Origin of the sequence: Winogradskya humida, assembly GCF_016862215.1 — a bacterium.
GTDB lineage: Bacteria > Actinomycetota > Actinomycetes > Mycobacteriales > Micromonosporaceae > Actinoplanes > Actinoplanes humidus.
In genome coordinates this window covers 1-17,068 of sequence record NZ_BOMN01000074.1, presented here as the reverse complement: position 1 = coordinate 17,068, position 17,068 = coordinate 1, and the positions used below count along the sequence as shown (strand labels likewise).

At 71.8% G+C, this 17,068-nt stretch carries 16 protein-coding genes; 6 read left to right on the top strand and 10 right to left on the bottom strand.

The features are described from left to right. The first annotated feature begins 45 nt into the window (after positions 1–45). Positions 46–1,308, top strand: coding sequence for a cupin domain-containing protein (locus Ahu01nite_RS27220; RefSeq protein ID WP_203839485.1), 1,263 nt, complete (start codon positions 46–48; stop codon positions 1,306–1,308). Here the strand turns inward: Ahu01nite_RS27220 and Ahu01nite_RS27215 are convergent. After that, positions 1,303–2,211 carry an alpha/beta hydrolase gene (locus tag Ahu01nite_RS27215; RefSeq protein WP_203839484.1) on the bottom strand — a complete coding sequence of 303 codons (909 nt, stop codon included), beginning with the start codon at positions 2,209–2,211 and terminating at the stop codon, positions 1,303–1,305. The two genes, Ahu01nite_RS27220 and Ahu01nite_RS27215, sit on opposite strands and share 6 nt — an antisense overlap. A 75-nt stretch (positions 2,212–2,286) precedes the next feature. On the opposite strand from Ahu01nite_RS27215, the gene Ahu01nite_RS27210 reads away from it, so the two are divergent. Both Ahu01nite_RS27210 and Ahu01nite_RS27205 read left to right on the top strand, forming a co-directional pair. Further along, positions 2,287–2,853: a TetR/AcrR family transcriptional regulator gene (locus tag Ahu01nite_RS27210; protein WP_203839483.1), complete on the top strand. Its 567-nt coding sequence runs from the start codon at positions 2,287–2,289 to the stop codon at positions 2,851–2,853. Next, the gene (locus Ahu01nite_RS27205; RefSeq protein WP_203839482.1) at positions 2,850–3,536 is read left to right on the top strand and encodes a hypothetical protein; all 687 of its coding nucleotides are present in this window, start codon (positions 2,850–2,852) and stop codon (positions 3,534–3,536) included. The genes Ahu01nite_RS27210 and Ahu01nite_RS27205 overlap by 4 nt, the downstream gene beginning before the upstream one ends. 3 nt (positions 3,537–3,539) lie before the next feature. On the opposite strand, the gene Ahu01nite_RS27200 is transcribed toward Ahu01nite_RS27205, so the two are convergent. From Ahu01nite_RS27200 to Ahu01nite_RS27170, 7 genes are all read right to left on the bottom strand, one after another. Next, positions 3,540–4,745, bottom strand: a complete 1,206-nt coding sequence (locus tag Ahu01nite_RS27200) for an MFS transporter (RefSeq protein ID WP_203839481.1) — start codon at positions 4,743–4,745, stop codon at positions 3,540–3,542. A gap of 241 nt (positions 4,746–4,986) precedes the next feature. Next, positions 4,987–5,427 (bottom strand): hypothetical protein, encoded by a 441-nt coding sequence (locus Ahu01nite_RS27195; protein WP_203839480.1) that lies wholly within the window; start codon positions 5,425–5,427, stop codon positions 4,987–4,989. A gap of 68 nt (positions 5,428–5,495) precedes the next feature. Further along, positions 5,496–6,206 carry a hypothetical protein gene (locus Ahu01nite_RS27190; protein ID WP_203839479.1) on the bottom strand — a complete coding sequence of 237 codons (711 nt, stop codon included), beginning with the start codon at positions 6,204–6,206 and terminating at the stop codon, positions 5,496–5,498. Further along, complete coding sequence (locus tag Ahu01nite_RS27185) at positions 6,203–8,848, bottom strand: FtsK/SpoIIIE domain-containing protein (RefSeq protein ID WP_203839478.1); 2,646 nt, start codon at positions 8,846–8,848, stop codon at positions 6,203–6,205. Before Ahu01nite_RS27185 ends, Ahu01nite_RS27190 begins: the two co-directional genes overlap by 4 nt. After that, positions 8,841–9,722 carry a hypothetical protein gene (locus Ahu01nite_RS27180; RefSeq protein ID WP_203839477.1) on the bottom strand — a complete coding sequence of 294 codons (882 nt, stop codon included), beginning with the start codon at positions 9,720–9,722 and terminating at the stop codon, positions 8,841–8,843. Before Ahu01nite_RS27180 ends, Ahu01nite_RS27185 begins: the two co-directional genes overlap by 8 nt. Before the next feature lie 4 nt (positions 9,723–9,726). Further along, the gene (locus Ahu01nite_RS27175; protein WP_203839476.1) at positions 9,727–9,987 is read right to left on the bottom strand and encodes a hypothetical protein; all 261 of its coding nucleotides are present in this window, start codon (positions 9,985–9,987) and stop codon (positions 9,727–9,729) included. Between the two features lie 88 nt (positions 9,988–10,075). Continuing rightward, on the bottom strand, positions 10,076–10,447 hold the full coding sequence (locus Ahu01nite_RS27170; RefSeq protein ID WP_203839475.1) for a hypothetical protein: 372 nt from the start codon (positions 10,445–10,447) through the stop codon (positions 10,076–10,078). A gap of 118 nt (positions 10,448–10,565) precedes the next feature. Here Ahu01nite_RS27170 and Ahu01nite_RS27165 point away from each other — a divergent pair, with 118 nt between their 5' ends. Continuing rightward, positions 10,566–13,070, top strand: coding sequence for an ATP-dependent Clp protease ATP-binding subunit (locus Ahu01nite_RS27165; protein WP_203839474.1), 2,505 nt, complete (start codon positions 10,566–10,568; stop codon positions 13,068–13,070). Positions 13,071–13,118: 48 nt separating this feature from the next. On the opposite strand, the gene Ahu01nite_RS27160 is transcribed toward Ahu01nite_RS27165, so the two are convergent. Together Ahu01nite_RS27160 and Ahu01nite_RS27155 are read right to left on the bottom strand one after the other, a co-directional pair. After that, complete coding sequence (locus tag Ahu01nite_RS27160) at positions 13,119–14,096, bottom strand: LysR family transcriptional regulator (RefSeq protein ID WP_203839473.1); 978 nt, start codon at positions 14,094–14,096, stop codon at positions 13,119–13,121. A 151-nt stretch (positions 14,097–14,247) separates the two neighbouring features. Next, positions 14,248–14,859, bottom strand: coding sequence for a hemerythrin domain-containing protein (locus tag Ahu01nite_RS27155; protein WP_203839472.1), 612 nt, complete (start codon positions 14,857–14,859; stop codon positions 14,248–14,250). 72 nt (positions 14,860–14,931) lie between these two features. On the opposite strand from Ahu01nite_RS27155, the gene Ahu01nite_RS27150 reads away from it, so the two are divergent. Both Ahu01nite_RS27150 and Ahu01nite_RS27145 read left to right on the top strand, forming a co-directional pair. Further along, positions 14,932–16,242, top strand: a complete 1,311-nt coding sequence (locus Ahu01nite_RS27150; protein WP_203839471.1) for a M20/M25/M40 family metallo-hydrolase — start codon at positions 14,932–14,934, stop codon at positions 16,240–16,242. 44 nt (positions 16,243–16,286) lie between these two features. Continuing rightward, positions 16,287–16,955 carry a hypothetical protein gene (locus Ahu01nite_RS27145; RefSeq protein ID WP_203839470.1) on the top strand — a complete coding sequence of 223 codons (669 nt, stop codon included), beginning with the start codon at positions 16,287–16,289 and terminating at the stop codon, positions 16,953–16,955. Positions 16,956–17,068: the final 113 nt, after the last annotated feature.

The following is a 17,068-nucleotide window of genomic DNA, read 5'->3' as shown; positions in this document are numbered from 1 at the left end:
GGCCGGTCACGACGGCGGCGCCGACGGCACGGCTTCCTGACGGCGATGACCTCCGCTGAACTGCACGGGCCGGACGGTGGCTCTCACCGTCCGGCCCTGGGCCGGGCCGTGGCCGTCGACCCCGCGAAGTTCGCCGAGGCGTACTGGGGCAAGCAGGCGCTGCTGACGCGCGCCGACGAGCTGGCCGGCCCGGACGGGTTCCGCGACCTGCTCAGCCCCGAGGCGGTCGACGAGCTGCTCAGCGAGCGCGGGCTGCGGACCCCCTTCCTGCGCGTCGCCGACAAGGGCCGGGTGCTGCCTGCCTCGGCGTTCACCGGTGGCGGCGGGGCCGGCGCGGAGATCGCCGACCAGGTCATCGATGACAAGGTCATGAAGCTCTACGCGGACGGCGCGACCCTCGTCCTGCAGGGTCTGCACCGCATCTGGCCGCCGCTGATCGAATACTCCCGCCGGCTCGCCGATGAGCTGCGCCAGCCGCTGCAGGTCAACGCGTATCTGACCCCGGCCGGCAACAAGGGCTTCGCGACCCACTACGACACCCACGACGTGTTCGTGCTCCAGGTCGACGGCACCAAGCGCTGGCGTATCCACGAGCCCGTCCTGCCCGAGCCGCTCGAACGCCAGGCGTGGGGCGGCCGCGCCGACGAGGTGGGCGCGACCGCCGAGGGCCCGGCAGCGCTCGACGTGGTGCTCTCCCCGGGCGACGCCCTCTATCTGCCACGTGGCTGGCTGCACTCGGCCGAGGCGCAGGGGGAGCGGTCGCTGCACCTGACCTTCGGTGTGCGCGCGCTGACCCGCTATGCCGTGGTCGAGGAGCTGCTCGCCCTCGCGGCGACCGACCAGCGATTGCGGGCCACCCTTCCGTACGCGCTGGATGTCGCCGACCCGGACCAGATCGCCCCCGAGCTCACCGAGACGGTCGCCGCCCTGCGCGACTGGCTGCTGACCGCCGACCCGGCCGAGCTCGCCGAGCGGCTGCGTGCCCGGGCTTGGCCGTCCCAGCGCCCCGAGCCGGTCAAGCCCCTCGCGCAGCTCGCGTTCGCCGACGCCCTGACGCCCGCCGACACGGTGACGCTGCGGCACGGTCTGCACTGGCGGATCACCCCGGGCGGCGACGACAGCGTGGTGCTGCGGATGCCGGCGGGAACGCTGCGCTTCCCCGCGTACTGTGAGAATGCTCTTCGGTCCGTCCTGGACGGAAACGCCTGGCGGGTGGGCGACCTGCCCGGTCTTGACGACGACCCGGACCGGCTGGTGCTCACCCGGCGTCTGCTGCGCGAGGCCGTCCTGGTCCCGGCCCTTTCATAGGTACGCCCGGAGCGCACCGAACGCTCGATCAAGGTCCTCCCGCACCGAGGGGAGAACCTTGCGCATCAGCACAAACGCATGGATCACGCCGGCGGCCTCCACGAAGGTCGTCGGCACCCCGGCACCGATGAGGGCCTGTGCATACGCGCGGCCCTCGTCGCGTACCGGATCAAGGCCCGCGGTCAGCACCACGCCCGGCGGCATCCCGGCCAGCTCGCCCCGCACCGGGGACGATCGCAGATCTTCCGGATCGGGCCGCAGATGCCGCCGGTACCAGGCCCGCCCGGCACCGGTCAGCAGATACCCCTCAGCGAACTCCGCCCGCGACGGGTACGCCGTGTCCGTCTCGTCGGTCGCGGGATAGATCGCCAGGTGCGCGAGGACCGGCACCTCGGCCGGCTCGTCCCGCAACGCCATCGCTGTGGCGATCGCGAGCGTGCCTCCCGCGCTGTCCCCGCCGAGCACCAGCCCGTCGACCTCGAACCCCAGCTCAGCGGGCCCGCTCGCCACCCACCGCGCCATCGCCTGAGCATCGTCGTGCGCGGCGGGGAACGGCGCCTCGGGAGCGAGCCGGTAGTCCACCAGCACCACGGGCAGCCCGAGCCCCCGCGCCACGTCGGCAGCGAACGCCTGATGCGTCTCGATGCCCCCGGTCACGAACCCGCCGCCGTGAAACCAGACCACGACCGGTCCGTCCTCCGGCGTCTCGCGGGGGTCGTACAGGCGCGCCGGCACCGGCCCGTCGAGGTCCCGCACGATCGGCGTCGGCACGTAGGGCAGGTCCGCGGGCCCCGCCGAGGCGATCAACCCTGCCCGCGCGGCGTCGACTTCCAGCGTCTCGATGCCGGGCGAGCTTTCCAGATAGCCGAGCACCGCCCGTACGTCATCCCTGATCTTCTGCATGGCAACTCCCTCATGTCAGTGGCTGACATGAGCCTAACCCACGCGATGTCAGTGGCTGACGTTAGACTGATCACCATGACCCGCTGGGAACCCGACGCCCGCCGCCGCCTCCAGGAAGCGGCCCTGGACCTCTTCACCACCCACGGGTACGCGGAGACGACCGCAACGGCCATCGCCGCGCGCGCCGGCCTGACCGAGCGAACGTTCTTCCGCCACTTCCCCGACAAACGAGACGTCCTCTTCGGCGCGGACACCCGCCTCCGCGACACCCTCACCGAAGCAGTCACGGCGGCCCCCGCGGCGGCCCCGCCCCACGCCGCCCTGGCAGCCGGCCTCACCGCCCTGGCCGAGCTCCTCCAGCCCCTGCGCGACACCCAGCTCCGCCGCGCGGCGATCATCGCCACCCACCCCGACCTCCGCGAACGCGAACTGGCCAAACTCACCACCTGGGCAGCCGCCCTGACCGCCGCCTTGACGGCCCGCGGCCTCCCCGTCGCTCAGGCTGAGACCGCCGCTGAGGTGGCAGCCACGGTCTTCCGAGTTGCCTTCACCCGCTGGACCGATCCGGAGGAAACCCGCACCCTCCCCACCCTGATCCACCGCACCCTCACGGAAGCCGCAGCTGCCACAATGCCCGCGTGATCATCCCGGGGTATCTCGACGGCTCCTCCGCGCCGCTGGCCGACGGAGCCGAACTGATGGCCGACGCGGCGTTCTGGCCCGCGTTCCTCGCCTTCGCCGGTGGTTCTTCCGCAGCTCTGGCCACGTTCGACGGCGATCGCGCCGACCTCAGCCACCTCCTCGACGTCCTCGAGGACCCCGCACGCTGGCCGGTGTTCCCGCTGCGCCTCGGAGAGCATCGCCTCCACGTCGTCATGCGCAACATGGACGGCGACTACGGCTGCGACTACATCCTGGAACCCGCCGGCGGCGACCGGTCGATCCCGATCGCCGCGCTGGAGGGCTGCTTCCGCGGCCCCGGCCTCTCCTGGCCCGAACTGATCACCGCCGCGGCCCACCCGGACGACACCCTCACCCGGGCCGAGCGGCTCCTCCTCCTACTCCCCGCCTGCGGCGACACCGCCACCCCGGCCTCCGCCACCCGCACGGTGTCCCAGGCGCTCACCCAGGTCGGCGTCCGGACCGGACAGGGCGCGATCGCCACCGAACTCCTCAACCACCCCGGCCACTGGCCGCGAGCCGACTGGGCCGTCGCCGGCGGAGTCCGCGTCTGTCTCGGCAAGTACTCCTACCGTCGCGCCGGCGAACTCTCCACAGCGGACCTCACCCTCACCGCATCCGCCTTCGACCCCTGCGGCGGTTGACAGTTATGCGGTCGCTTCGCGGAGCGGACGCCAGGCGCCGGAAGCGATCGCGGTCATGGCCGCGGCGGCGATCCAGAACGGCGTAGTGATCCCCCATGCGCTCGCCAGGAGACCGCCGAGGAGGGAACCCAGCGCGGCTCCGCCCAGGTCCAGTAGGGAGTACACGCTGCCGACGCGTCCGCGCAGGCCGGGTGGAACCACCCGCTGGCGGATCGAGGCGACGATGACGCCCCACACCATGGTGTGGATGCTGAAGACGACCAGGATGGCAGCCGCCACCCAGGGTGTCGTCGTCACCGCCAGGGTGACGTGCGTGACGACTTCGATCACGAGTCCGGCCCGCAACACCGTGGTGCTGCCGAACGCTCGGGCGAGCCTGGCCGCGATGGTGGCACCGAACAGGCCACCGACCGCGAACGCGGTCAGCAGGAAACCGTAGCCGACGTCGGACAGGCCGAGGCGCTGCCGGCAATAGATGACGAACACCGCGAACGCCGCGCAGAACGCGATGTTGCCGATGCCCATGCTGACCGCCATGGTCCGTAGCAGGCGGTGCCGCCACAACCACCGCACCCCTTCGGCGATCTCGCCGCGCAGCGTGTTCCGCGGCCCGGGTCGCGGCGCGGGCGGCACCGGGCGGATGCCCGCGATCAGCACTGCGGCCATCGCGAACGTCAAGGCGTCGAAGCCGAACGGTGCGGCCGCCGCCACGACGAACAGCCACGCGCCGAGCGGTTTGGCGATGAACTGCTGACCGATGGTGAACGTGGCGGCGAGCCTGGCGTTGGCGCTGGGTAGTTTCCCGGGCACGACGACGGCGGGCAGCAGCGCCCCCATCGCGGTGTCCGCGAGGGTTTCTCCGGTCCCGAGCAGGAACACCACCGTGTAGATGATCGGCACCGTGGCAGTGTGGGTCGCAACGGTCGTCGCCAGGGTGGCCAGAGCGACGCCGCGGGCCACATCGACCGCCACGATGAGCAGCCGCCGGTCGAACCGGTCGACGTAGGCGCCGCTGACCAGAGCGAACAGCAGCCACGGCAGTTGCTGGGCGAACGCGGCGCCGGCGACCAGCCCGGGACTGTTGCTGACCGACGCGACCAGCAGAGGTCCGGCGGCCATGGTGACACCGTCACCGATGTTCGACACCGCCGAAGCGGTCCACAGCCGGATGAAGTCCGTGCCGAGACGCGCGGAAACAAGGGCACGCAAAAGAGCTCCTCGAGCCAGGAGGGAAACGGTCGTGTCTGGGACCGTTTCGCGGCGAGGAGCACCGCACCGCCGGGCTACCCCGACGGGTGAGCTGTCAGCGGGCGGTCTGCTCTCGCAGCGAAACGACGACCGTCACCATGCCGAGGCGCATCTCATCTCCCCACTGTGGATCAATGCCACAGGCAGGATATCGCCGGCGGCCGCTTCCACCCTCAGCGCCTCCACATATCGCCCGGCCTGGTCAGTTGTCGTCGAGGGCGAATACGCGCAGCGGATCGAGGCGTAGTTCGTAAGGGCCCATGCAGTCGGCGGTGAGGGTGGCCAGGGTTGTGCCGCACGGGCAGGCCTGGTTGGGGCCGTGGGTGCCGTCCGGGCCGCAGCAGCCGACCGCGTTCGCGAGGCCGGGCAGATATTCGAGGGATGTCGCGTCCTCGGGGTGGATGACCACCGGGGCATGATTCTGCCCGGTGGAGTGGCGCAACGCCTTGTCGTGGCCGTGGCGCCGCATCGAGACCGTGTCCTCTTCCGACTCGATGGCGTAGCGGCCGCGCGGCACGGTTGACGGTGCGACGTCCTGGCCATTCGGCCGGATCGGGTCGTTCGGGGGCGTGGGCATCGCGGGCAGGGCTGCGAGGTCCGGCGTCAGGGCGCGGCTGCACCTGGCGCAGTAGAAGACGGTCACGCGCCCATGGTCGCAGGCGTGCCGATGCCGCGCATCCGGCTTTGCGGCACGGTGAGGGCAGGCCGGGGTCAGGTGCCGCCGGTGGTGGTGTTGCGGACGATGGCGAGGATCAGGCCGGCGGAGATCAGGGCGGAGATCAGGACCGTTGCCACCGAGGAGGCGTCCAGGGGGGTGTCGCCGCGGTCGGCGACTCGTTTGGCGGTCACCACGGCGAGGATCGGGCCGAGGAGGGCGACAATCAGGGCTACCACGGGGAGGCCTGTGGCGAGATCGCCGCCGCTGCGGTGGCCGGCCCAGCGGATCAGGGACCAGGCTGCCAGGCCGACTGCTCCACCCAGGGCGCCCAGGGCGGCGTACAGGACGGATGCTGCTTTGAGGGGTTTGACCGTGGGTTTCCAGGCTGCTGTTGCGGCTGCTTCCTGGAGGTAGTCGGCGGGGTCGCGGTCGCGCTGGCGGGGGATCTGGGGCTGGGGCGGGCCGCCGAAGCGGTCGGCCAGGCGGCCGGTGTGGTGGGCGAATTCGGCCCAGAGGCCGCGGACGTCCGCGTCGACCTCCTCGAGGCGGCGGCGGGCCGTGACGACGTCCTGTTCGGCGGCGCGGACGCGGGTGGCGGCCGTGCGGACGGCTTCGTCGGCCTCGGCGGCTCGTGTGTCGTGCCAGGCGTGGGCTTCGCCGCGGTGGGCTGCGGCCTCGTCGTCGAGGTTGGTCAGCTTGCGCACGACGCTGCGGTAGTCGGGGGTGCGGCGTTCGAGGACGCCGTCGGTGTCGCCAGTGGTCATTGGTGTCCGTAAGGGATGATCACCTCGGCGCCGCGATGCACCGAGCGGTCGAAGTGCAGCGCCCGCCAGGGACGTGGGTACCAGGCGGGGGAGCCGTGGCCGGGGTAGTACGGCGAGAGCTCGCTGCCGTGGACGTCCAGCGCCACCCAGGAGCCGATGACGTCGGTGCGGCTGGCCTGGCCGCCGAGTGTGTCGCGCAGCAGGGACGCGCCGCGCCACCAGCCGATGACGTGGACGCGGCGTTCCGGGCCCTGGCGCAGGATCGTGCGCAGCATGGCCGCTCCGTTGCCGGGGGCCGCGTCCACGGCGTACAGCAGGAGGAACATCGGTTTGTCGGCCGAGGTGCCCGACGTGGCGCGGTCGAGGGCGTCCTCGAGGAGGAAATCGACGTTGTCCGCGTCGTAGTAGCCGGTGTCCTCGGGCAGGAACGCCTTCAGGGATTCGACCGCGGTGGCCGCGTCGGTGTCGAGGCAGGCGACCTTGAACTGGGCCGCGCCCGGCTCGAACTGGGCGGCGAGGGAGCGGGCCGCGGTGTTCAGGACGGCGCAGGCCTCGTCGACGCGGGTGCCCATGACGGCGATGTTGCGGCCGGGGGCGCGGCGCAGGACCGTACGCGCCGAGCGGGACTCGACGTCGATGGTCTCGCCGAGCAGGACCACCGGCGCGGCGACCGTGGCGGCCGGGGTCATCCGCCGGAAGTCGGGGCTGTCGTCGAGGCGGGGGATCGCGTCACCGTCGAAGAGCCGGGGCGCGGGGAGCTCCTGCGGGCGGCGCCGCCACAGCCGGTGCTGCAGGGCGCTCCAGCGTTCGCGGTTGCCGGCGTCGGGCACCCGGACGACCCTGTTGGCCTCGACGGCGCCCGAGTCGGCGTTGACCACCGCGTGATAGCGGGGCAGCACGTCGGCGGCGGTGTTGGTCTCGGCGAGCACCCGGCGGGCGCGGGGCAGCGCGATCCGCAGCGAGAACTGCGCCACCAGCGCCGGGCGGCCCCACAGCGCCTCGATGCCGGAGACGTCCTGGCTGGCGAGCACGAGGTGGATGCCCTGCGAGCGGCCCCGGCGGGCGAGGTCCTCGAGCAGGTCGACGGCCTCGGCGGCGACGGCGTCACGACCGGAGAGCAGCACCTGGAACTCGTCGACGACCGCGACGATGCGCGGCCACGAGCCGTCCGGGTCCTCGGCGCGCAGCTCGGCCAGGTTGGTGACCTCGTGGCGTTTCGCGGCGTCGGCGCGGGCCCGCAGCTCGGCGCCGAGGAACCGCAGCAGGGCCAGGCCGAACTCGCGGTCGGTGTTGACGTTGACGCCGACGAGTCGCACGTGCGGCAGCCAGCTGGGGTCCCGCCGGCCCGGCGCGAACCGGGCGAACGACACGCCCTCCTTGAAGTCGAGCAGGTAGAACGCCAGCTCGGCGGGGGAGTAGCGGGCGGCGAGGGCCCCCATCCACGCGTAGATGAGATTGGTCTTTCCGGTGCCCGAGGGCCCGGCGATCAGCGCGTGCGGCGGGTAGTCGGAGAGCGTGACGTGCACGGGGGCGCCCTGCGGGCTGTCGCCGAGCGGGGCGGTCAGCGCCCGCGCCGAGGTCTCCTGCCACTCCTGTTCGGGGAGCAGGCTGTCGAGGGCCACCGGCTCCGGACCGGCTGCGACGGCGTCGGCGATCTGCCGGCAGGTGCTGGTCACCACGGCCTGCGGCGGGCCGTGGTCCAGCTGCACGGGCAGGTCACCGCAGCCGCTGAGCCGCGCGCCGTCACCGGGCATCGCGTCGACGATCTCGATGTTCGCCGCCTGCGGCACCGGGATGTCTCTGATGACGAGGTGTACGCCGCAGGCCGCCCCCGTGCGCACCAGCCGGTCCAGCTGCCCGCGCTCGTGCTTGGACAACTCGTCGGGGCGTCCCGAACCGAGCAGGATCGCGACCCGCCACGGCTCCGGACGGCGTCCCGTGGCGGAGGCGAGCTCCCGCAGCGACGAGTGCTCACCGGCCAGCACGGTCTCGTTGATCCGCCGCACGTGGTCGACCAGCTCGTCGAGGAGCGGGCCGAGCCCGCCGGGGCCGACGAACTGCAGCACCCCGGCCGGGGCGAGCGGCGCGAACCCGGCCAGCCCGCCGCCGAGCTGCTCGGGGTCGTAGCCGGTCAGGGTGAGCCGGCCCGGCGTGACGCTGCCGAGCGCGCGCAGCAGCAACCCGGCCACCACGTCGTCGCCGACCCGCGGGTCGCCGCGGACCAGCACGTGGCCGCGGTCGAGCAGCGGGACGAGCGCGGGCACCTCGCCGTCCCAGGGCAGCAGCAGCTCACCGACCCTCAGCTCGGGGGCGGTCGTGCCGGAATCGGCGGGGGTCGGTGACCAGCGCTGCCACGGGGCACCGGCCGCGCCGGGAGCGGCGGTCGCCGCCGTCTCGGCCGCGGTCTCCGCCAGCTCGGCAAGGTCGCGTTCGTGCTGCTCGTCGATCTCGCCGAGGCGTTTGTCGCGCTCGTGGGCGAGCCGGCCGCGGCGCTCCCGGGCGGCGGTGACCACCCGGTTGCGGCGATCAATGGCGGCCTCGAGCTCGGTCTCGGCGGCGTCCAGGCTGTCCTTCGCCGCGCCGAGGGCGTGCGACAGGGCGGCCCGGACCTCGACGACCTGCTGGGATCTTGACTCAGGCATCGACACCACGGGGTCGCAGGGGTTCGGGGGCTTTCGGGTCCAGGGTCGACGGGTCGCGGCCCAGGCGGGCCAGCAGCACGCCGGTGAGCACACCCGCCGTGACGGCGGAGTCGGCCGGGTGGGCCGGGTCCGAGGAGGTGACGGGGCTGCGGCAGATGCGGGCCAGCATCGTGTCGAGCACGTCGGGCGGGGTGCCCGGCAGCAGCGCCCTGACCCGCCCGCCGGCCGCGCTCTGCAGCCGCTTGAGGTCGTCGGGGCCGGGCTCGTGGCCGAGCAGGTCGGCGGCGAGCCGCTGCAGCACCGGGGAGCTGACCGCGGACAGGCCCAGCCCGGTCGCGGCGTCGACCTCGTGCAGGTCACGGCCCACCCGCGCCCGGTCACCGGAGCGCACCCCGGCGGCCACCCTGCGCAGCAGCTCCGCGGTGTCACCCGAGCGGCCCTGCTGCGGGGTGCCGTCCTGCTTCTCCGGGGGTGCCGCCTCGCCGGTCAGCTCGGCGACGCGGGACTGCCACCACGGGCCGAGCTTCTCGGGCGGCGGCTGCTTCTGCGCACCGGAGATGCCGGCCTCGTCGGGTTTCAGGGCCGCCTTGTAGTCGGTGTCGGGCGGCGCGGCGGCCTCACCGGTGAGCCCCACGGCGGCCAGATAGGACGCGATCGCGTCCTGGGCGAGGCGCAACGCGGCCGCCGCGCTCTCGGCCTGCTCGACGGCGTTGCCGAGCTGCGGCACGCCGAGCGGGTCCACCGAGGTCTGGCGCACCCAGTTGAGCAGCTCCGCCGCGCTGTTGAGCCGCTCCCGGGCGATCGAGACCAGACCGGTGGGCAGCTCCTCGGAGGTGGCACGGAGCTGGGCGCCGAGTTCCTGCAGCAGCGACATCGGGTTAGAGCGTCGCCGTGTAGGTCTGGGCCTGCTCGACCGCCTGCAGGGTCGCGCCGAAGCACTCCTCGAGCTGCTGGTCGGCCTGCGACAGCGAGGCATGCGCGGCGCCGACCGCGTCGTTGGCGGAACCGTCGAGCGCTGCGGCCAGGCTCTGCTGAGCCTCGCCGATCTTCTCGCGGGCCGCCTGGATCGCGGCCTGCCCCTCGGTGACCTGCTGGAGAGCGGCGTCGACGGCCGCTCTCACCTCGGCGACGCTGGCCACTCGTGCAGCCTCCTGATTGGTTCGGACCTCCTGCTGTATGTCCCAGCTTAGTCGTCCACGATGCACCGGTCGTCCCCGCGTGCCCGATTCACCGAGGGACGCTGCTCGGGCCGCGTACCTCCGCGCCGAGGGCTGTCACCCGTTCGCGCAGTCCCCGGTCGGCGGTCACCACGACCACCCTGCGGCCGGGCTCCGCGGCGGCCACCACGTCCACGATCGTGTCGTCGCCGGAGCCGGGGGCGCGCTCCACGCGTACGGAATCAATCGGGGGAGTGTCGCGGGCCTTGCCCTCCACGACCAGGACGACCTCGATCGGGCCCGGAAGATCTTTGATGCCTTCGGTGTTGAGACCGGCGAGGCCATCCCGGAGGCGCACCGCGGCACCCGCGCGGTCCTTCCACCACCCGTCGGGTTTCGAGCCCACGACGTTGGCGCCGTCCACGACCAATAACGGGTCCATATGACCAGCGTCTCATACCGGAATTGAACGATCGTTCAGGGAGTTGTGACAGGTCGTGAGGCCGGGAGCGTCCCGCGTGAGCGGCCCCGCATCAACGAGACGTCAGAGAGAAGACACCATGAGCATCGGACCCCTGGGACCGACCGGCCCCGGTGACTGGGACGACCTTTTCGCGCGCTTCTTCGCAGGCGGCGAGCCACGGCGGTCCGCACAGCGGATCGACATCACTCGTTTCATGAGTGCGGACGCGCGTGAGGTCCTCTCCGCCGCCGCACGCCGGGCGGCCGAGGTGGCGCCCGCCGGCGTGAGCATCGCCGACCTCGACACCGACCACCTGCTCTGGGGCGTGCTGCAGCAGGAGCCGCAGCAGGCCCTGCTACGCCGCGCCGGTGCCGACCCCGGCGCCCTGCTCGCCGAGCTGGGCAAGGCGACCCGCACCCCCGGCAGCGAACTGCCCGACACGATCGCGCTGACCCCTGCGGCCAAGCGCGCGCTGCTCGACAGCCTGCAGATCTCGCGTGCCGTCGCAGCGTCCTACGTGGGCCCGGAGCACATCCTGATGGCGCTCGGGGTCAACCCCGACTCCGCCGCCGGACGGCTTCTCGCCGGCCGCATCGATCCCCGCACGTTGCAGAACGTCGAACCCCAAACGGCAGGTGGCTCCACGAACACACCCACTCTCGAGCAGTACGGCGTGGACCTGACCGATCTTGCCCGCCGTGGCGAGATCGACCCCGTCATCGGGCGCGCCGACGAGATCGAGCAGGCCGTGGAGATCCTGTCCCGGCGTACCAAGAACAACCCGGTCCTGATCGGTGAGGCCGGCGTCGGCAAGACCGCGATCGTCGAGGGCCTGGCCCAGCGCATCGTGGACGGCGACGTCCCGCAGACCCTGGCCGGCAAGCGCGTGATCCAGCTCGACCTGGCCGGTCTGGTGGCGGGCACCCGTTACCGCGGCGACTTCGAGGAGCGGCTGACCAAGGTCATCGACGAGATCCAGGAGAACGGCGACGGCCTGATCGTCTTCCTCGACGAGATCCACACCCTGGTCGGCGCCGGTGGCGGCGGTGGCGAGGGCGGCGGCATGGACGCCTCCAACATGCTCAAGCCGGCGCTGGCCCGCGGCCGCATGCGCGTGGTCGGCGCGACCACTCTGGACGAGTACCGCCGCAACATCGAGAAGGACGCCGCCCTGGCCCGCCGGTTCCAGCCGGTCCTGGTCGGCGAGCCCAGCGTCGAGGACACCGTGGCGATCCTGCGCGGGCTGCGGGACAACTACGAGGCCCACCACCAGGTGCGGATCACCGACGAGGCGCTCGACGCCGCGGCGGAACTGTCCGACCGCTACATCACCGACCGTTTCCTGCCCGACAAGGCGATCGACCTGATCGACCAGGCCGGTGCCCGGGTGCGGCTGCGGGTCAAGACCCAGCCCGCGGACGTCCGCGAGCAGGAGCGCCGCCTCGAGCAGCTCACCCGCGACCGCGACCAGGCGGTGGCCGCGGAGAACTACGAGAAGGCGTCGCAGTTCCGCGACGAGATGGCAGAGCTCAAGACCCGGATCGAGCAGGGCGACGGTACGGCCGGAGCTGTCCCGCAGGTGACCCCCGCGGACATCGCCGAGGTGGTCTCGCGTGCCACGGGCATCCCCGTCGCGCAGCTCACCGAGGAGGAGCGCGACCGGCTCCTGCGCCTGGAGGGCCACCTGCACGACCGGGTGGTCGGCCAGGACGAGGCCGTCGTCGCGGTCGCCGAGGCGGTCCGGCGTTCCCGTGCCGGGCTCGGTGACCCGGACCGGCCGGTGGGCAGCTTCCTGTTCCTCGGCCCGACCGGTGTCGGCAAGACGGAGCTGGCGCGTGCTCTCGCCGAGTCGCTGTTCGGTGAGACGGAGCGGATGATCCGGCTGGACATGAGCGAGTTCCAGGAGCGGCACACCGTCTCCCGGCTCGTCGGTGCCCCTCCCGGTTACGTCGGCTACGACGAGGCCGGGCAGCTGACCGAGGCCGTGCGGCGCAACCCGTACTCCGTGGTGCTGCTGGACGAGATCGAGAAGGCCCACCCGGACGTCTTCAACATCCTGCTCCAGGTGCTCGACGACGGCCGGCTGACCGACAGCCAGGGCCGGACGGTGAGTTTCAAGAACACCGTACTGATCATGACGAGCAACATCGGGTCGGAGATCATCAACGGCAGCAAGCGCACCCTGGGCTTCGGCACCGCCGAGGGTACGGATCTCGACGAGAGGCTCGACCGGCGGCTGCGGGAGCAGTTCCGCCCCGAGTTCATCAACCGGATCGACGAGGTCATCGTGTTCCGGCAGCTCGAGACGGATCAGCTGCGCACGATCACCGAGCTGCTGCTCGAGGACACCCGGCGCAGGCTGCACGCGCAGGACGTCACCCTCGACATCACCGTCGGGGCCGTCGACTGGCTCGCCGCCAAGGGCTTCCAGCCCGAGTACGGTGCCCGGCCGCTGCGCCGCACGATCCAGCGTGAGCTGGACAACCGGTTGTCGCGGATGCTGCTCGCCGCCGACCTGGCCCCGGGCCGGACGGTCCACGTCGACGTCGCCGACGGCCAGTTGACCTTCACGGTCAGCTCGCCCACCCCGGCAGCCGTCTGACAGTTGTAGTAGAAGAAGCCCCGGCTACCCGGCCGGGGCTTCTTCGTGTCACACCGTTGCGAGCTGCTCGACGCCGAGCTGGGGGTAGTCCTCCAGCCATTCGATGTAGAGCGGGTTGCGCGCCGAGGCCTCCAGATAGGCCTCCCGCGCCATCGTCACCAGCCGGGGCGCCACCTGGGCGGCGGTGCTCTCCGGGTGCCAGCCGAGCATCTGCCGCCAGCGCAGCGGCGCGCCCTTCATCGGCAGCGTCACCAGGCCCGCCGGGGGCCGGAAGCTGGGCTGCGCGAGCATCACGGCCATCCCGGACTCCACCATGTCGATGGCGCAGCGGATGTCGGTCTCCAGCACCTGCTTCGGCGCGAACCCGGCCCGCGCACAGGCCGCCGCGAAGCAGTCCCCGAAGCAGCCGCCACCGGGGCCGCCGGTCCACACCAGCTCGCTGAGCTCGGCGAGATCGACCTCCATCCCCTTGGCCTGGGGGTGGTCCTCGGGCATCAGGACGCAGACGCCGTCCATCGCGATGGTCTGCCAGACCAGGCCGTGCTCGGCCGCGGGGATGGCGTCGCCGCAGATGCCGACCTGGGCGAAGTCCAGCTTGCCGGCGAGCGTCATCGCGGCCAGCTCGTCCACGTAGTACGACGCGTGCGTGCTGATCTGGGCGTCGGGCTGGGCCGCGGACAGCCGGGTGACCATGCCGCCGACCACGGGACCGCCGATGGCCCCGATCCGGTAGCGGCTCATGGCGGTGTCCGGTCCGGACCCGGCGAGCCGGGCGGCCTCGTCCTGCAGGCCCTTCATGGCGGGCAGCAGCACCCGGGCGCGGGAGAGCACGAGCTCGCCCAGCGCCGTCGGGCGGGCCCCGCGGCGGTCACGTTCGAACAGGGGTCCGCCCAGCGTGCGCTCGATGCGTTGCAGCTGCGCGGTGAGGGCGGGCTGGGCGAGGCCGAGCAGCGATGCCGCCTTCGTGACGCTGCCCGTCTCCGCGATGGCACAGACCACCTTGAGGTGCCGCAGCTCCAGGTTCATAGCGTGACGGTAGGACGTTCGCGGGATAAGGGCTAGACCTTCGGCCAGCCAATGATCCCCCATATGTGACGAACCGGTTAAACAAAAGGACAGAAACTACTAAGCCGTACGCGCGTACGGGAACGTTGAGTGTTCTTTGCAATCCGGTGTGTCACAAATCGCGGGGGTACGTCGTGCGCCGGCCGACCACGTCGCGCACCTTGTCGATGAGCGCGACCGCCGGATCGACCACTTTGTTCCACGGGGGCGTCACCGGCATGCTCGGGTGTGGACGCGTCGGTGCCGCCTCCTCGGCCAGCTCGAAACGGTTGCCGAGCCGGATCAGGTCCTCCACCGAGGCCAGCTGCAGCAGCAACGGCATCAGCTCCCGCGCCATGGCCTCGTCGTGCCGGTCGAGTCGCGCGAGGACATCCGTGCCCCGCTCGACGAGGTCCTCCTGCTTCGCACCGTCCAGCAGGCGCAGCGACTCCAGCAGGGCGCGGTCCTCCAGCAGCTCCCGGTCCGCCAGGTCCCCGCCGTCGGGCACGGTCGCCCGCACGGCGGGATAGAGGTACTGCTCCTCCGCGGACAGGTGCCGCGACACCGAGGCGACGACCACCTGCGCGAGAGTGCGGCGCCGCGCGGCGTCCGTACCGTCGGCGGTCAGCTCGGCGCACAGCTCCAGCAGCTCGTGGTGCTCACGCGTGATCACATCGACGACGTTGGGACCGGTCGTCTCGCCACCGACGGGTGGCAGCGGGGGAAGAGGAACAGACGTAGTCACGCCGGGCCTGTTACCCGTACCTGATCCACCGCCAAACGCAAACGGCGCTCGGGGTACTGGTAAGAAGGTCGGATGGAACCACTTACCGCCGCCGGCGAGGTTGTCGGGATCTGCCGCGACCTCCTGCGGATCGACACCAGCAACACCGGTGACCCGCGTACGACCGTCGGGGAGCGCGTCGCGGCCGAATACGTCGCCGCGCAGCTCAGCGACGCCGGCATCGAGTCCGTGCTGCACGAGTCCGCCCCGAAGCGGGCCAACCTCGTCGCCCGGATCCCCGGCGCCGACCGTTCCCGCGGCGCGCTGCTCGTGCACGGGCACCTCGACGTCGTGCCCGCCGACGCCAGCGAATGGTCCGTGGACCCGTTCTCCGGCGAGGAGAAGGACGGCTACCTCTGGGGCCGCGGCGCGATCGACATGAAGGACTTCGACGCGATGATGCTCGCCGTCGTCCGCGACTGGCAGCGCAACGGCGTCGTCCCGCCCCGCGACATCGTGCTGGCGTTCACGGCAGACGAGGAAGCCGGCATGGAGTACGGCTCGCAGTTCCTCGTCCGCGAGCACGCCGACCTGTTCGAGGGCTGCACCGAGGCGATCGGCGAGGTCGGCGGCTTCTCGTACACCATCAACGACGACCTGCGCCTCTACCTCGTCGAGACCGCCGAGAAGGGCATCGACTGGCTGCGCCTGCACGCCAAGGGCCGCCCGGGCCACGGCTCGTTCGTGCACGACGACAACGCCGTCACCGCGCTCGCCGAAGCGGTCGCCGCCGTCGGCCGGCACAAGTTCCCGATGACGATCACACCGACCGTACGCTCGTTCCTCGAACAGGTCTGCGACGCGATCGGCATCGAGTTCGACCCCGCCGAGCCCGAGCTCGCCATCGCCAAGCTCGGCCCGATCGCCAACCTGATCGGCGCGACGGTGCGCAACACCGCCAACCCGACCCGCCTCGAGGCCGGCTACAAGGACAACGTCATCCCCGGTCGGGCGTCCGCCACGATCGACTGCCGCACCCTGCCCGGCCAGGCCGAGAGCTTCCTCGCGGAGCTGCGCTCGGTGATCGGCCCGGACATCGAGATCGAACACCTGCAGCAGCAGGCCGCCCTGGAGACCGGCTTCGACGGCGACCTCGTCGCCGCCATGAGCGCCGCCCTGCGCGCCGAGGACCCGGGCGCCCGCGCGGTGCCGTACATGCTCTCGGGCGGCACCGACGCCAAGGCATTCACCACCCTCGGCATCCGCTGCTTCGGCTTCGCCCCGCTCAAGCTCCCGGCCGACCTGAACTTCTCCGCCCTGTTCCACGGCGTCGACGAGCGGGTTCCCGTGGAGGGACTACAGTTCGGTGCGCGTGTGCTCGACCGGTTCCTCAGGTCGAGCTGAAGCGCCCTTTTTGTGGAGAAGTTGATGAGAGGACTTATCTGACCATGACCGATCAGAACGCGGAGCTCGATGCCGCCCTCGAACGGGTCGTGGAGGCTGCCAGGAAGCACCTGACGGCGGTCAAGGCCGCCCAGGGCCGGGTGGACGACGACGACGTGTGGCAGGCCTACGTCGACCTCAACAACGCCTCGTTCGCCTACGACGAGCAACTGCTCGACGCCTTCGGCGAGGTCACCCCCTGGGACGTCGAGGCCATCGACCCCGACGAGGCCGACGCCCGCTTCGGCGGCGCCTCCATCGGCGCCGACGGCACCGCCACCGACCCGTACGAGCAGATAATCTCAGTCCGCCAGCGCCGCGACTACCGAGTCCCCAGCGTCGCAGCCCTGCTGCGAGTAGCCGACGCCGCCCGCCAGAACCTAGTCCCCGCCGACGAGGAACCGGGCCCGGTCGAATCCGTCGGCGAGGCCGTCCTGGAGTTGCTGCAGGCCGGCGACGGCTCGCTCAGCTCCCTGGACGTCCCCGAGCTGGAGCCCCTGGACGGCCTCCTGACCGTCTCCGAGGTCAAAGAGCCCCTCGACCTCGAGGCCTACGCCGACGAAGACGGCGAGGGCCCCTTCGCCCCGGCCGCTGACGACCTCCTGGTCGGCCGCCTGGACGAACACCCCTTCCTCCCCGACGAGGAAGACGACCACGCCGGCCACAACCACTAACACGCGGCCCACAACCGCGAGCTGGTTTAGCTGCAACCCCCAGCTGGTTTAGCTGCAACCCCCAGCTGGTTTAGCTGCAACCCCCAGCTGGTTTAGCTGCAACCCCCAGCTGG